This window comes from Flavobacterium aestivum, assembly GCF_026870175.2.
GTDB classification, from domain to species: Bacteria; Bacteroidota; Bacteroidia; order Flavobacteriales; family Flavobacteriaceae; genus Flavobacterium; species Flavobacterium aestivum.
This window is the reverse complement of the sequence record NZ_CP113977.2, coordinates 2,028,657-2,043,413: the sequence shown is the minus strand read 5'-3', so window position 1 is coordinate 2,043,413 and position 14,757 is coordinate 2,028,657. Positions and strand designations below refer to the sequence as shown.

At 33.2% G+C, this 14,757-nt stretch carries 12 protein-coding genes; 4 read left to right on the top strand and 8 right to left on the bottom strand.

Going from position 1 to position 14,757, the window contains the following annotated elements; genetic code table 11:
* Nucleotides 1-62: 62 nt before the first annotated feature.
* Together OZP08_RS08820 and OZP08_RS08815 are read right to left on the bottom strand one after the other, a co-directional pair.
* Entirely contained in the window at nucleotides 63-1,823 is a 1,761-nt protein-coding gene (locus OZP08_RS08820) for a cytochrome-c peroxidase (RefSeq protein WP_281323504.1), read from the bottom strand.
* Nucleotides 1,824-1,987: 164 nt separating this feature from the next.
* A complete protein-coding gene (locus OZP08_RS08815; RefSeq protein WP_281323503.1) occupies nucleotides 1,988-3,442 on the bottom strand; it encodes a hypothetical protein in 1,455 nt (484 codons plus the stop codon).
* A gap of 328 nt (nucleotides 3,443-3,770) precedes the next feature.
* Between OZP08_RS08815 and OZP08_RS08810 the strand changes: the two genes are divergently transcribed.
* Nucleotides 3,771-4,610, top strand: a complete 840-nt coding sequence (locus OZP08_RS08810; protein ID WP_268849262.1) for a DUF6929 family protein — start codon at nucleotides 3,771-3,773, stop codon at nucleotides 4,608-4,610.
* Nucleotides 4,611-4,629: 19 nt separating this feature from the next.
* On the top strand, nucleotides 4,630-5,220 hold the full coding sequence (locus OZP08_RS08805; protein WP_268849261.1) for an LURP-one-related family protein: 591 nt from the start codon (nucleotides 4,630-4,632) through the stop codon (nucleotides 5,218-5,220).
* A gap of 170 nt (nucleotides 5,221-5,390) precedes the next feature.
* Here the strand turns inward: OZP08_RS08805 and mtaB are convergent, their stop codons facing one another.
* Nucleotides 5,391-6,719: a tRNA (N(6)-L-threonylcarbamoyladenosine(37)-C(2))-methylthiotransferase MtaB gene (gene mtaB, locus OZP08_RS08800; RefSeq protein ID WP_268849260.1), complete on the bottom strand. Its 1,329-nt coding sequence runs from the start codon at nucleotides 6,717-6,719 to the stop codon at nucleotides 5,391-5,393.
* Between the two features lie 159 nt (nucleotides 6,720-6,878).
* Between mtaB and OZP08_RS08795 the strand changes: the two genes are divergently transcribed.
* Both OZP08_RS08795 and OZP08_RS08790 read left to right on the top strand, forming a co-directional pair.
* Nucleotides 6,879-8,906, top strand: coding sequence for a S9 family peptidase (locus tag OZP08_RS08795; protein ID WP_281323502.1), 2,028 nt, complete (start codon nucleotides 6,879-6,881; stop codon nucleotides 8,904-8,906).
* 621 nt (nucleotides 8,907-9,527) lie between these two features.
* Nucleotides 9,528-10,058, top strand: coding sequence for a hypothetical protein (locus OZP08_RS08790; protein WP_268849255.1), 531 nt, complete (start codon nucleotides 9,528-9,530; stop codon nucleotides 10,056-10,058).
* Between the two features lie 71 nt (nucleotides 10,059-10,129).
* Here the strand turns inward: OZP08_RS08790 and OZP08_RS08785 are convergent, their stop codons facing one another.
* The 5 genes from OZP08_RS08785 to OZP08_RS08765 all read right to left on the bottom strand — a co-directional run bounded on the left by OZP08_RS08785 (nucleotide 10,130) and on the right by OZP08_RS08765 (nucleotide 14,688).
* Nucleotides 10,130-10,921, bottom strand: a complete 792-nt coding sequence (locus tag OZP08_RS08785; protein WP_281323501.1) for a Cof-type HAD-IIB family hydrolase — start codon at nucleotides 10,919-10,921, stop codon at nucleotides 10,130-10,132.
* A gap of 99 nt (nucleotides 10,922-11,020) precedes the next feature.
* Complete coding sequence (locus OZP08_RS08780; RefSeq protein ID WP_268849253.1) at nucleotides 11,021-11,239, bottom strand: putative signal transducing protein; 219 nt, start codon at nucleotides 11,237-11,239, stop codon at nucleotides 11,021-11,023.
* 83 nt (nucleotides 11,240-11,322) lie between these two features.
* Nucleotides 11,323-12,039 carry a DEAD/DEAH box helicase gene (locus tag OZP08_RS08775; RefSeq protein WP_268849252.1) on the bottom strand — a complete coding sequence of 239 codons (717 nt, stop codon included), beginning with the start codon at nucleotides 12,037-12,039 and terminating at the stop codon, nucleotides 11,323-11,325.
* A gap of 96 nt (nucleotides 12,040-12,135) precedes the next feature.
* Nucleotides 12,136-13,299: a sigma-54-dependent transcriptional regulator gene (locus OZP08_RS08770; RefSeq protein ID WP_281323500.1), complete on the bottom strand. Its 1,164-nt coding sequence runs from the start codon at nucleotides 13,297-13,299 to the stop codon at nucleotides 12,136-12,138.
* Between the two features lie 72 nt (nucleotides 13,300-13,371).
* Entirely contained in the window at nucleotides 13,372-14,688 is a 1,317-nt protein-coding gene (locus OZP08_RS08765) for an ABC transporter permease (protein ID WP_268849250.1), read from the bottom strand.
* Between the last annotated feature and the right edge of the window lie 69 nt (nucleotides 14,689-14,757).

Here is a 14,757-nt window from a genome sequence, read left to right as displayed (position 1 = left end):
CGATTAAATCTGACTCTAACAGGCAAACCTAGGTCAAAAATGAAATCATTTTTTCCTCTCTTTTAATACTTTTTGTCCGTCAATGTTTTCATAAAAGCTATTAATTGTTTCTTCTCTAGCGGTGTCAAATTCAATTTATCGCCAGGCAAAGTTTGATTAGGCAAATTAAATCCTAAGCCTTGTCCCCCACCAGCATCATAGAAATCAATCACTTCTTCTAAAGTTTTAAAAACACCGTTGTGCATGTAAGGTGCTGTTAGAGCTATATTCCTAATTGTTGGCGTTTTAAAAGAATAGCGATTCACTTCGGCATGTGTTAAATCAAATTTACCCAAATCTCCGTCTATCATTTTGTTCTTTCCAGGCACACCAAGAACTTCGCTCTCCGATCTGTCAAAATTAGGTGGAACAGTTCCATTTGTTAAAGGAATAAAATGACAGGTTGCACATTTGGCTTTACCGGCAAAAAGATTGAAACCGGCAATTTCATCAAGGTTAAATTTTTCCTCTCCTCGCATATAGCCATCAAATTTAGAATCATAGTTACTCAATGATCGAATGTATGATGCCAAAGCATTTTTGATGGAAAAAGCGGTGATATCTTTATTTGGAAATGCTTTCTCAAAATTAGCAGCATATTTTTTGCTCTTTTTTAAATCCGAAGCTGATTTCTCCAAAGAACCGTGCATTTCATTTTCATTTGTAATAACAGCAACTGCTTGATCTTCTAAATAATTTACTCTTGAATCATAAAAAAAGCTACGCTGAAAAGCAATGTTAGAAAGTGTTGGTGTATTTCTTTTTATCATCTTTTTGCCATCCAATGAAACGGCTTTTTCTAAACCATCTGTAAAAGCTTTGTCTGCGTAATGGCAGGAAGCACAAGAACGAGTATTATTCCCAGATAAAACAGGATCGTTAAACAATAATTTACCCAATTCTATTTTCTCTTTTGTCGTTTTGTAATCTGGAAAACCTGAAAAAGCTTCAGCATCAAAAGCGTTTTTATCAAATAATGTTTGAGTAGTCGCCTTCAACCCACGGCTTTCTTTAAAAAAAGGAATTTTAAGAGCCAACTGTGTTTCATAAATTGCTTTGCTCAAAGGATTCAAATATTTTGTAATGAAATAAGCTCGGTCAAATTCATTAAACTTTGAATTTTTATGCAAATAGTTTTTGCCTTCATTTATAATTTTTAAAACAGTTGGGGTTTGCTCATTCTCTACATAAATGGCAAGTTGTTTTTCAATCGCTTCCAATGAGATTGTGGCTTCTGTCAAAGAATTTAGAGCAATAGGAGAGTCAAATCCTGTAATTCCTAATGTAATAATTCTAAAAACCTGTAAACGCATCGCATCAAAAACAGAAGAATCCGTTAACTCATTGTTCTTTGAAATCATCTCCAAACGATACAAATTAGCATTGAGAATCCCAATTTCTTTTAGAATCTCTTTTTTAGTATTCTTATCATACACTGGAAAAAAAAATTCCTCAATCACCTGAAGTCCAGCTGGAGGAACTGTTTTCCCATCCTCGTCCTCATATTCATCAATAGCAGGACCGTTAACCGCTTTAGAAACTGCTGGAAAATAATATTCACTTATAGACTCGACTCTTTTATAACTTTGATGTGCTTTTAAAAATTGATCTTGCAATTGTTTTTGCGTTGCTCCATCTTCAACTAAATGCTGCAATTGAGTAATGTCTTTTTGTAAAATAACCAAATCCGATTTGTACAAATCATTAACCTGCTCGGCTTTGGATTTTGATTCAGAACATGAAAACAATAAAAAAGGAATAAAAAAGAAAACAATATTTTTCATATGTAAATAACATTTGTTTTTTAAGGGAATATGGTATCGCCATTCCTCTTTCCAATTTAGGATTTTGGAATCATGGCGATTTCATATAAAACGTTTGGTAGTAAAAAAACAGAAACCACGATTTCAAAAAATGAAACCGTGGATTTCTTAAATAACTTTAAATTTTATCTCGCTAATCCTTTGATTAAAACAATTTGACTCGCTTGATTTTCATTTGGACGACCATTTCCTCCATCAATGTTTTTATATTTATCTCCAGTCCAAGTATGAGGCTGAACACTTAACAAAAAGGTATCATCAATACCCAATTGCTCAGATACATCGATTAAAGCTCCATACTCCCAATCACCAAACTTAGAAAGTCCACCAACATTATATTTGGCTGCGTCAGTCGCTGTACGACGGTGATCTAATTCTACAACCACTTTAAGTTGTTTTGTAGCAATGTTGTATTGATAAATATAAGCATCGTGTGTTTCATCACCATATCCATTAGCATCTTCTTCTACATAAACATAATTTTTTGTCACACAAATGTTATCTGGGTTTTGAAATTTACCAGCAATTCCTGTACGATCATCTCCATCAAGCAATACTTGTAAAGTTCCTGATAATGGATTTGCAGCATCCAAATTCAATTTATAAACTCTACCGTATTTAGTTCTCGAAGCATCTGCGTTTGTTCCTGTAATATTTTGACCAGTAACATTAAAATAAATTTCACGATCAGCAGCATCTCCACCTTTTCTGTAATCTAGATCTTCTACTCTACCAAATTTAATAGCAGACAAAGTATTTACTGCAGCATTGATTTGTGCTCCTGTCAAAGTAGTATGATTTTCAATTTTCACGAAAGAAACAGGATAATCCTTTCCAGTAACCATATCTTTCTCTCTTTGATTACCATCATTTCTTTTCATCATGTACAAAGATCCATTAGTAAGATCTCCAACCGTATTAGCTACATACATGAACAATTGACCTCCATACGTTCCAGAATCGTCATCACCAATAACTACAACAGTTTTACCAGCGAAAGCAGTTTTTCTTAAAGGCAAAGCATTTTCTGCACTCAAACGTCCAAAACTTGCCAATTCTTTAGAAACTCCAGCTGTTCCAACATCTCCATAAGGATTTAAGGCGTGAGTACGAGACTCTTCACCAGATTCTCCACAAGTTAAATATGTTGGTCCAAAACCATGCTCTGCAGGAGTGGCCATAGTAGCTCCGCATAATCTCCAAGTAGCTCCTTTAGAATTCAATAAATATTCTCCTTTTACCGGCTTAAATGTTTTGTCTAATGTTATTCTAGATACTGAAAAGTTATCTTCTTGATTTACTAGAAATGTAAAAGTCCCATCTTCATTTTTCAACAATCCAGAACCATCTGCAGAACCACCAAAAACATAATTTGGACTCCCTGCCAAAACATCGTCAGAACTAATAATAGAAAATAATTCTAGGTTCTCAAAACCAGCTTGTTTTTTCAACAAAACAGGAGTTACCGATTGGTTTTTTGTCAAAACGGTACTGTTGATAGGATTTTCATCTTCATTTTTATCATTGTTACATGATAGTAATGATGCTAACACAAGCATCGATAGAATACTTTTTTTCATTTGTTAAATTGTTATAATTTTCATCGCAAAGAAACCTCCATATTATAAACTGAAAATGAATTTAATATTATCAAAACTCAAATAAAATACTGATTAATTTCAAAAATAGAAACAATAAATTAACATTCCCTCTTTTCTATTTTTTGACATAAATTAAAATTACATGAGCGAAAATCATCATAAGAAAATTTTTATATTCGCATCTTCAAATTAAACAATCTTAAGGAGCTATTCCTGCTATCCGTTACAATCTTTGCCTGCTTAAAGAAAGCAAGCAAAGGATTTACACTTCTATCAGGGCTATGGCTGCAGTTTTCAAAATAAAATCATGGGAAAATTTACACTAGAGCTTTTATTTCAAATCATAGGAATTGGCTCAGCATCAGGACTCATTTACAAAGACAATAACTTATTCATCATAGGCGACAATAGTGGTTACCTTTATGAATACTCCATAGATTCAAAAGACCTAAAACGTCATGCATTGTTGGAAAATCCAATGGAAAATACACCCAAAAAGGACAAATCCGATTTTGAAGCCATTACGCATTATGGAGATAGTGTATATGTTTTTGGTTCCGGTTCATCCGAAAACCGAAAAAAAATGATCCAAGTCGATTCTAAAAACAAAACAATTCTCGAAAAAACCGACTTAACAGATTTGTATGCCCTTATGCAAAGTTTTGGAGAAATAAAACCTGAGGATTTCAATATAGAAGGAGCAATTTACAACGGAAAAAATTTGTTTCTCTTCAATCGAGGCAACGGAAAATCGAAAAAAAATGTTGTATTTACCATTCACGGAAAAAACTTAATGAACGAATTCAACATCCTTTCCAACGATTACAAACTACCCAAAATAAAAGGAGTTCGAAGCAGTTTTACCGATGCCATTTTGATAGACGATAAAATTTACTTTTTGGCTACTGCCGAAGATTCTAACTCTACATATAAAGACGGAAAAATATTGGGAAGCCTCGTTGGTCGCATCGATCTTGAAACCATGAAAATCGATTTCATCAAAAAAATTACTGATTCCCATAAATTTGAAGGCATTACTTTATACTCAAAAAATAATGAAACAATCGAATTCCTTCTTTGCGAAGACAATGACACCGAAGAATTAAAATCTACTATTTACAAATTAAAATTACCTGTTCAACATTAAATAAAAAATTTAAAAAACAATGAATCCAATTTTAAACAAGAATCTTTTTCTAATTAAGGAGCATATAGGAATGTTCAAAGCGGCAAATAATTATGATATTTATGACCCCGAAAACAACCAAATGATTCTAAATTGCAGAGAGAACAATCTTGGGATTTTTACAAAAATCTTCCGATTTACAAAATACAAGACCATGACTCCTTTTAATGTAGAGGTAAGTACAACTGCCGGTGAGAAAGTTTTGAGTGTAAAGCGTGGTGTAACATTCTTTCGCTCGGATGTTGAAGTTTACAACGGAAAAGAACAATTAATTGGTTATTTCAAACAAAAATTTTGGTCAATAGGCGGTAAATTTGAAGTAGTCGACAAAAATCAAAAACCAGTTTGTTTACTACAAGGAGAATGGAAAGGATGGGATTTTAAATTTACAAAAGACACCACAGAATTGGCACATGTAAGCAAAAAATGGGCAGGAATTGGTAAAGAACTTTTTACTACTGCTGATAATTATGTACTTCAAATTAAAGAAACAGTTGCCGAAAACGATACTGACAGACAATTAATTATGGCTGCAGTAATGTGTATTGACATGGTCTTGAAAGAGAGATAGAAATCAGTCAAACCATTTTAGAATTAAAGAAAAACAGATTATCAAAAACAAAAATCTGCAAAATCTAAGTAAAAAGTTTTACTCAGATTTTGCAGATTCAATAATTTTTATGGCAATTTAAAAGAGAAAATTCTATACAGAACCTATTCTTTGTGTTAAAAAGTTATCTTTTAAACCTCAACATTCAAGAACTCCATTCTCACACTTCCATCCTCATCAATTTTTGTTAAATTGATTTCGTGTAAAGTGTTTACTAAACCTGGATTCCAAGGTGTTTTTACTTTTACATAGTTTTCAGTAAACCCATGAATATATCCTTCCTTATTTTCACCTTCAAAAAGTACGGTTCTAGTAGTTCCTAATTGACTTTCATAGAATGCACGACGTTTTTTTACAGATAAACCTCGTAACATTTTACTTCTTTTTGCTCTGACGTTGGCAGGCACAACACCTTCCATTTCGGCAGCTTCTGTATTATCTCTTTCCGAATAAGTAAAAACGTGTAAATACGAAATATCCATTTCATTCAAGAAATGATACGTTTCTAAAAAATGCTCATCTGTTTCTCCTGGGAATCCCACAATCACATCAACACCAATACAAGCATGTGGCATTACTTCACGAATCTTATTTACTCTTTCGGTATAAACTTCACGTAAATAACGGCGCTTCATCAATTTCAAGATATCATTGCTTCCTGATTGCAACGGAATGTGAAAATGTGGTACAAAAGTTCTACTTTTCGATACAAATTCTATCGTTTCATTCTTCAATAAATTAGGCTCAATAGATGAAATTCGTAATCTTTCGATTCCCTCAACTTTGTCTAAAGCTTGAACTAATTCCAGAAAAGTATGTTCGTGTTTTTTATTTCCGAACTCCCCTTTTCCGTAATCCCCAATGTTTACACCGGTTAGAACTATTTCCTTAATATCTTGTTTTGAAATTTCATAAGCATTTTTCAACACATTTTCCAATTCATCACTTCGGGAAATTCCACGTGCCAAAGGAATTGTACAATAGGTGCATTTGTAATCACAACCATCTTGTACTTTCAAGAATGCACGGGTTCTATCACCAATAGAATAACTACCTACATAGAAATCGGCTTCAGCAATCTCACAAGAATGCACTTCTCCAAAATCATTCTTCGATAAATCATTGATATAATCAGCAAGCTTAAATTTTTCGGTAGCTCCAAGAACCAAATCTACTCCATCAACATTAGCTAATTCCTCTGGTTTTAATTGGGCATAACAACCTACAGCGGCTACAAAAGCTTTATCATTTAATTTCATCGCTTTGCGCACAACTTGCTTAAATTGCTTATCAGCATTCTCAGTAACCGAACAAGTATTGATCACATACATATCAGCTACTTCCTCAAAATCAACTCGATCAAAACCTTCATCTTCCAAATTACGGGCAATGGTTGATGTTTCTGAAAAATTCAGTTTGCAACCAAGCGTGTAAAAAGCAACTTTTTTTCTATTCTCCATAATGATAATCAATCACTTACGTGATTTTTTATTATATTTACATTGATGCAAATATCGGTTGCAAATTTACAAAGAAAACCTAGAAATAAAAAGACTAAATTTTACAACTTTTTTTTCCAAAATAACCACTAAAACTCAAACCAATTAAAACCATAATGTATGAAAAAAGTTGCTTTATTCCTCTTTATACTCCTAACGTCTGTTAATAGTATAATTGCTCAAACCAAAACAGACCAAGCCGCAGCTCCTGTATTAGACAGGGAGCTTTTTTTTGGAAATCCCGAAATAGCGGGAGGTCAATTAAGTCCCGATGGAAAATGGATTTCTTTCATGAAAGAATATCAAGGTATCATGAATATTTGGGTTAAAAAATTTGATGAGCCTTTTGAAAAAGCGGTTACACTTACTGATAGCAAAAGACCTTTGCAAACCTATTTTTGGACAGATGATTCCAAATACATATTATATATAAAGGATAAAAATGGTGATGAAAACATGAACATTTATGCAGTGAATCCAACTGATAAAACGGCGGTAGGAAAAATTCCTGAATCGAGAAACCTAACCCCTCTAAAAGATGTTGCTGCCCAAATACATACTGTAAGCAAAAAAAATCCAGACCTACTAATGGTTGGGTTAAATGACCGAGACAAAGCTTGGCATGATTTGTATCAATTGAAAATTTCAAATGGTCAGCTTACCAAAATCTATGAAAACAAAGACAGAATAACAGGCTATGATTTTGATTGGGACGAAAATCTAAGAGTTTTATCCAAAACCGATGAAAAGGGAAATACCGTAATGTATAAAAAAGCAAGTGGAGCCTTGACTCCAATTTATGAAACCTCAGTTACAGAACAAGCCTATATTGCCGGTTGGTCGCGTGACAATAAACTAGCTTATTTGGTTACTAACAAAGGAGATTTAAATCTTTCATCACTTTTTACATTAGAGATTGAAAATAATAAATTAACCAAAATTGAAAGTGATCCCAACAACAAAGTAGATTTTGGTAGTTTATCTATGGATGAAAACACAAGAGAAATAATTTACACTTCATATACAGACGATAAAACTCAATACTACTGGAAAAACAAAGAATGGGAAACTAATTATAACTATCTAAAAAGTAAATTCCCTGGTAGAGAAGTAGATTTTCAAAGTGCAACCAAGAATTATAAAAAGTTTCTAATAGCCGTTTCGGGAGACAAATATGCATCCGAAGCCTATTTTTTTAATACTGAAACCAAAGAATTAATATTGCAATATGTTCCAAGACCTGAATTAAAAAAGGTAGAACAATATTTGGCAGAAATGAACTCTGTTCATTATAAAAGCAGTGATGGATTAGAAATAACCGCCTATTTAACATTACCGGTTGGTGTAAGCAACAAAAATCTACCGGTTGTTATGCTAATTCACGGTGGTCCAAAAGGTCCTAGAGTACAATGGGGATACAATTCTTATGCTCAGTTTCTTGCTAACAGAGGCTATGCCGTTTTGCAACCCAACTTTAGAGCTAGTGGAGGTTATGGCAAAAAGTTCTTAAATGCTGGTGACTTACAATGGGGAAAATTAATGCAGGACGATATTACATATGGTGTAAAATATTTAATAGAGCAAGGCATCGCCAATAAAGACAAAGTGGCCATAATGGGAGGAAGTTACGGTGGCTACGCAACTTTGGCAGGTTTGGCCTTTACCCCAGATTTGTATGCCTGTGGTGTTGATATTGTTGGTCCCTGCAACATTTTTACTTTATTAGAATCTATTCCTGCCTATTGGGAATCTGGAAGAGCATTTTTATACGGTATGGTGGGAGACCCAAATACTGAAGAAGGCAAAAAAAGCATTCGCGAAGCCAGCCCTTTATTTAGTGCAGACAAAATTGTAAAACCATTATTAATCATTCAAGGGGCAAACGATCCAAGAGTTAAAAAAGCCGAAGCAGATCAAATCACAATTGCTCTAAGGGAAAAAGGAAAAAAAGTAACTTATCTTTTGGCAGATGATGAAGGTCATGGATTTAGAAAACCAGTTAACAATATGGCCATGTTTGCAGAAACAGAAAAATTTTTAGCTTCAATTTTAGGCGGGCAATATCAAAAAGAAATGCCTGCGGATGTTGCAAAAAGACTAAACGAAATGACGGTTGATATTAGCAAAGTTACTTATGAAGCTAAATAGATTTTTCTAAAAAATCACAAAACAAAATAAGGAGTTACTAGCAATAGTGCTCCTTTGTTTTTAAAAAACCAATCTATTAAATTTTCAATAATTTGTCGCAATTACTGAATTAAAAGCAAATCGACTAAGCATTTTAACCCAATTATTGCTACATCTCCTCTTTTCTGATAACTCATAAATGCAACTTTTACAATCTCCTTTAGAATATTAACCTCACAATTAAATAGGTACGAATAAGGTGCTATCAATTTAAAAGAATAAGAATAAAATGAAATTTTTCCTTTCACAGGTTTTGTTCTTATTTATTTAAATATTAATTTCACACCTCCAAAAACAACTCAACGGTACTAACTTTATCTTACACAAAATAAAGTTGTAATGTCCCGTTTTCGAAATCTCAAATAACAAATTATTTAAAAAAATAATTCAGTGGGTAAGTAATAATAACAGATAAAATCTGTTTTAAGAAATGAATTAAATTAAAGGCGTTGCATTTTGATAGAGTTGCCTTAACATTATAAAAATCACACTTTAGAAACAAAACGTACAATACTAATAACAATAAATGGGACTGCCGAAAACCATAAAGAGTAGGTCAATATTAAAATAAACAAACACAAAATGAAATCATTCTACCTCACAATCTCCCTACTATTTATTACACTTTGCTCACAAGCTCAAAATACACCAGCAGCTGCACCTATAGCTACTAAAAATCCTTTTCCAACGATTAGTACTTTGACTACTTGGGCGAGTTATAATTCACAAGAAAAATTCAATCTAGACATCAGAGCTCTTGGCTTTAAATTTGAGGAAAAATCAGTTGAAGCCTCTTCAACTTCTTACACTTACATCCGTAAAGTATCTGTTGACAACATCAATTATACTGATAGAATAGTTTACCGTATTGCTAATGACAACTCGGCAAGTATCATTTCATTAGTGACAGCTTCAACAGATTTAGTTTCTTTTTATACTCCACAATTGGCAGGTTATAAAACAGGAAAATGTGACAATGAAATGTCAAAAGACAAAAAAACAACTTGTACTTGCTACGACAATGGTAAATTTAATATAGATGTATGTGACGAAAGAGTAAAATTAACTCTTGGGGATGGAAACAATTATTTCATCTCTGTAGCTAAAAAATAACATTTTAATTTCCATAAAAAAAACGTCTCATCAACCATGAGACGTTTTTTTTATGCCGTTTATTATATCTTTTAATTCAATATATAGTTCTTGATTACTTCAGCCACACCGTGATTATTATTAGAAGCAACTATAAGGTCTCCTTTGTCACGCAATTCTGGAGTTACATTCTCTACCCAAACACCTAAACCTGCATATTCTATCATTGTCAAATCATTTCCAGCATTCCCAACTGCTATAATTTCACTTTGATGGATATCTAATTTTTCAGCCAATATTTTTAAACTGTGCGCCTTGTCAATTCCATTTTGTGCAACTTCCAGAAAAAACGGTTTTGACATCGAAACGCTTAAATGCGGCATTGCCAATTTCAAATCGTCTTCAACAGTTTTGAGATAAGAAGGCTCTTCTAGCAAAATACATTTTACGGCATTAGTCTTGACAGCTGCCTTAAAACTAGGTACTTTATTGTGCTCTAAACCTGTGATGTGTTTCTCTACATCAATATATTCCGAATTGGTTTCACTTACAATCTCATCATTTAGGTAAGTAATGATATGCGTTTTACTCTTTAAACTATAATCATACAATTCATGGATTTGCTCCTTAGTTAAGGTTTGTTCAAAAAGAATTTCATTTTCTTTTAAATCCGTAATTACTGCTCCGTTATAGGAAAGCATATACGAATTATAAAAATCCAATTTTAATTCTTTGGCAAAGCCTGTCATGGCAGATGTTGGTCGTCCTGATGCCAAAACTACATAAACACCCAACTCTTGGGCCTTGAAAATCATTTCTTTATTCTCGTCAGAAATTTTATGGTCATCTGTCAACAAAGTGTCATCCAGATCTAAAACTATCATTTTATATTTTGCTTGCTTCATCTTAATTATAAACACTAAAAAACCTTGATTCTAACTAAGTCTCAAGGTTTTTCAAATTATTTTAATGATTAGTATTCATTAAATACTCATCCTAAATTCTTCGATAACAGGGTTTGCTTTTGCGAAATCTGTTTCTTGAATAAAAACCTCAACTGCCAAATCCGAGTTTCCAAAACCTGCCAAACGAGCCGATTGGATGTTATTTTTAATTGAAGTTTCTACTCCAGCAGCTTCTATTTTTTCTTGAAGAGCCAAAGCCAAAATCTCACTTCCCGAAAACACTTTCATTAATCCCATAATACTATTATTTTATAATTATATTTCTCTTGTTGGTAAACTAAAGCTCTATATTCCTTCTTTCACTATACAGCCTCTATAACTTATTCTTCATCATCATCTATTTCCTCATCTTCTTCTTCAAAATCATCAACATCTTGATCTACCAATTCCTCTTCATCGAAATCCTCCTCGTCTTCATCATATTCTTCATTAAAATCAAAGACATAAGGCTCCACTAGCATTTTGTCAGCCAGAATATCTATTCGTTCCGTAAGCTGATCCGTAAAAATAATACGTTGTGTTTTGGCGATACTATTTGAAATTCTCATGATTTTTGTTTCATGACGCAATTTCAAAATCGAATCTGCATCATCAAGAATAAACATTCTCAATCGGTTTACATTATACCCCGCAGTAGAAAACATATCACTCAATTTACTCGGAGTTCCTATAAGTACATCTATACCTGCCGAAACATAATTTTTATCATAGTCCATATCTCCTTTATCGTGAACGCCATACACTCTCAAGTTCGTGTAACGTCCGTATATTTCGAAGAGCTTTTCCATTTCAAGCATCTTTGCTTTGTCCTCTACCATGATCAATGCACGAGGTGATTCCTCTCCCTCACAAACCAATTGCTGAATTACATTAATCACAATAGTTGTAGATTTTCCGCTTCCTTTTTCATTAATAATAATGGCATCTGCACCACTTTTTAATATCGAAAAAGTTTCTTGTTGCATGGTATTGGCTTCTGTCAAACCATTTTCAACAAGGGCTTCACGCAATTTTTCGTTTATTTTTTTTAGTTTCATTTCTTATGATTGAAAGATTAAAAAATGGAAAGATTAAAAGATTAAAACAAATGCCAAATCTTTAAATCATTAAATTTTAAAATCATTAAATTAATTTTATTTACTCGCAAAAGCTTTAACATCATTTTCGGAAATTTCATTTCCACCAAGGATTATCAAGCGTTCTACTACATTTCTTAATTCTCGAATGTTACCTGTCCAGTCGTATTCTTTCAATAAATTAACTGCATCTACCGAGAAATGCTTAACAGCATTTCCTTGTTCTGCAGCAATTTGTTTTGCAAAATGTTCAAGTAAAGCCGGAATATCTTCACGTCTATCATTTAGCGAAGGCACATTAATCAATATTACGGCCAAACGATGGTATAAATCTTCACGGAAACGACCTTCGGCTATTTCAGTTTTTAAATTTTTATTAGTTGCTGCAATAACTCGAACATCAATTTTAATATCATTGTCTGCACCCACTCTTGTAATTATACCTTCTTGTAGTGCGCGTAACACTTTGGCTTGAGCCGACAAACTCATGTCTCCTATTTCATCTAAGAAAATAGTTCCTTTATTTGCCACTTCAAATTTACCTAAGCGATCTTTTACTGCCGATGTAAAGGCTCCTTTGATGTGACCAAATAATTCGCTTTCGATTAGCTCAGTTGGTATTGCCGCACAATTGACCTCAACCATTGGCGCATTAGATCGATCACTATTATTGTGCAATTGATGGGCAACCAATTCTTTCCCGGTTCCATTTGGCCCGGTAATCAGTACTCTTGCATCGGTTTTAGCTACTTTTTCAATCATCACTTTTACCTGATTGATCGATTCGCTATTTCCGATTATTTCATGCTTTTTACTAACTTTTTTCTTTAAGATTTTATTCTCTACAACAAGCTTTTTCTTGTCTAATGCATTTCGAACCGTATTCAACAATCGGTTTAAATCTGGTGGTTTTGAAATGTAATCAAAAGCTCCAAGACGCATAGTATTAATGGCCGTTTCCATATCACCATGACCTGAAATCATCACTATAGGAAGCTCTGGATCTACTTTTTTTGCAGCTTCCAATAATTCTACACCATCCATTTTAGGCATTTTTATATCGCATAAAACTAAATCATAGTCGCTATTTTTAATTTTAGCAAGTCCAACTACGCCATCTTCCGCAACCTCAACTTGATAAGACTCATTTTCTTCAGACAGTATACTAACTAATACTCGTCTAATTGCTTCTTCGTCTTCTATAATTAGAATTTTTGACATAAATAACTCCTTTATTTAATTATTTTACTCTACAAATACTTTGTTCTGAAAAACAAATTCACTTTGGTTTTCTTAATACTTCAACCATTTATACAATTCTTTCCATGTCGGCTTTTTTCCATACATCAATATTCCCACACGGTAAATTTTTGCAGCAAACCAAACCACACCAAAGAATGTTGCAAACAATAAAGATACTGAAATTGCTATTTGCCACCATGGCACTCCAAAAGGAATACGCATTAGCATTACTATAGGAGATGTAAGTGGGATCATCGAGAAAATCACTGCTATAGTCCCATGAGGATCATTAATTACCGTAAAAAATCCAACATAGACACTCAACATCAATGGCATGATGATTGGCAAAAGAAATTGCTGTGAATCTGTCTGATTGTCAACTGCCGCACCAATTGCCGCATAAAAAGAGCTATATAAAAAATACCCTCCAACAAAGTATACAACAAAACCAACCAATATACTGGCTATTGGTAAATTCCATAATTCTTTGATATACAATTGAGCCGTTCCTGTGAACTCTTGCTGGGCTGCATGCATTATTTCCGGAGAAATCCTAGAAGTCGGCCCAATATTCACCCCAAAAAATGCCGATGCAGCAAACATTAAAGACAAACCTATAACAGTCCAGATTAAAAATTGTAGTAAACCCGCTAATGAAGTTCCTATTATTTTTCCCATCATTAGCTGAAATGGTTTTACCGATGAAATGATAATCTCAACAATACGGTTCGTTTTTTCTTCTATAACGCTTCGCATCACCATATTTCCGTAAATAATTATGAACATCATGATGAGATAACCAAAAGCTCCCCCAATTGCAATTTTTATTTCATTCAGTCCTATAATACTTTCTTCACCAGAGGCTTTCGACAAGTTTATATTGATATCTGCCTTTGCATTTTTTATTGCCAAAGTGTCCAGATGAGCCATTTCCATATTCGATTTTGTCAACTTGTCGGCAATAACAGCTTGGGTTTTTTCGATAAAAACTATACTTGGACTACTATTGGATATGTACTCGATTTTATTTTCTAAATCTTTGTTTGTTTTTGTCTTTGGTATATAAAGCAGTCCTTCATAATCCTCATTGGCAATACTGTCCTTAAGAAACTTTAGGTCTATAGCTGATAAATCAAGGTACTTGTATTCGCTGTTTTTATCATTTTGAGTCACAAACTCATTGACAAACAAACCTGATTCATCATGAATAGCAATACGTTTTGTATCAGCTTTCATAGAACTTAAATAAGCTACGAACCCTGCAATACCAACAAAAAGCAATGGACTTAAAAAAGTCATAACTATAAAAGACTTATTGCGTACTTTGGCAATAAACTCTCTTTTTATGATTAATGATATTATACTCATTTATATAAATTATTCTATTTTTAGATTATTTGATCTTTCGATTGTTGGATTGTTCGATTTTTGGTTTTT